Annotated in this window: 1 protein-coding gene; it reads left to right on the top strand. The window is 30.7% G+C overall.

Going from position 1 to position 1,471, the window contains the following annotated elements; all coding sequences use genetic code 11:
- The first annotated feature begins 88 nt into the window (after positions 1-88).
- On the top strand, positions 89-1,252 hold the full coding sequence (locus FC85_RS05675) for an MFS transporter (RefSeq protein ID WP_057864582.1): 1,164 nt from the start codon (positions 89-91) through the stop codon (positions 1,250-1,252).
- Positions 1,253-1,471: the final 219 nt, after the last annotated feature.

Genomic DNA, 1,471 nt, shown 5'->3' with positions numbered 1-1,471 from the left:
GTAAGTGATTGCTTTGGGCTTTTTAATTTCTGTTCGGATTAATTATAGAATTTGCCTTTTTTATAAAATCAGATTTAGGAGATCCTTCATGAAAGAGATTAATATTCAATGTATATTACTAACGAGCCTTGCATTTTTAATGGGATTAAGTCAATTTATCGTTGTCGGTATTCTAAACAATTTATCTGATAGTTTTCACATATCTATTAGTTATATGGGAGGGCTAGTTACTTTATTTGCTCTTGTGTATGCCATAACAACGCCAATAATTAACCTATCTGTGGGGCATACTCCCTTATATAGGGTGCTGATTATATTTTTTATGATGTTTGCTATTGGAAATCTGCTTACAGCAATAGCGAACGATTTTGCTATGTTAATCGTTAGTAGAATTCTCACAGCCTTGGCTTCTGGCCCTTCAATATCTATTGCAATAACTTTTGCTGCAGCCATTGCTCCTATAGAAAAAAGATCTTGGATGGTGTCCTGGGTGTTTTCTGGTTTTAGCATCGCTTCCGTTTTTGGAGTTCCTTTAGGAACATGGATAAGTGATAATTTGAATTGGCGATTTATATTTTGGGCTATATTCAGCTTATCCTTAATCTTGGTATTCTTTATAAATCACTTACTACCACATAACCTAAAGCAAAGCGGAAATGGTGGACTAATTCAACAATTAACAATTTTAAGCAATAAACATATTCTTTTAGGAATTACAATCCCTGTTTTTAATTTTGCAGCTATTTACACCATTTATACTTATTTAAAGCCTCTTTTAATTTATAAATTCAGCTTTTCTCATAATCTTATAATTTTTATTTTATTTTTTTACGGATTTTGTGGCTTAATTAGCAACCAAATTAGTGGCCGTATTGCTAATGTAGATTGGATGAAAAATTTGCAAAAGTTTCTACTAATTCAAATAATAAGTTTAATTACGATCTTTTTAATCGGAAACTTTAAATGGTTATCACTTATCGCGATATTTACTATGGCTCTGACAATGTCAGTACAAAATTCGCCCATTCAACTATATTATATGCAAATAGCCAAAATTCATTATCCTCAATCACTTGTCCTTGCTTCATCTTTTAATTCTATTTTTTCCAATGTTGGTGTCGCTATTGGATCCGCTATGGGAGGATATACAGTTAGTTCTTTTGGCTTAGGATATTTGGGATTAACCGGAAGTATTTTTAGCCTCTTGGCTATATATGTTCTTATACTTCTTAACAGAGAGAGTGCTAATTGATTTAATCTTATATGCTTATATTTTTATATTCAAATACACATTTTGTAAACTGAAAATAAATAATAGAAAAAATAGTAATAGACATAATTAAAAAATTGAGCTATGTACACTCGATTACCTTAGTAATATTAATTCTTGAATTTACACTTTAAGTGCAACACTGATTAAATAAAGAATGGCCCATGGCCAAATTTCTGTAAAATGATGTTTGCGAAAACA

It is taken from the genome of Lentilactobacillus diolivorans DSM 14421, from assembly GCF_001434255.1.
Classification (GTDB): domain Bacteria; phylum Bacillota; class Bacilli; order Lactobacillales; family Lactobacillaceae; genus Lentilactobacillus; species Lentilactobacillus diolivorans.
This window is presented reverse-complemented; position numbering and strand designations above follow the sequence as displayed.

What these genes read in the sequence shown, in the direction of transcription:
- FC85_RS05675 (WP_057864582.1), top strand. Translation starts at nt 89, where the DNA reads ATGAAAGAGATTAATATTCAATGTATATTACTAACGAGCCTTGCATTT.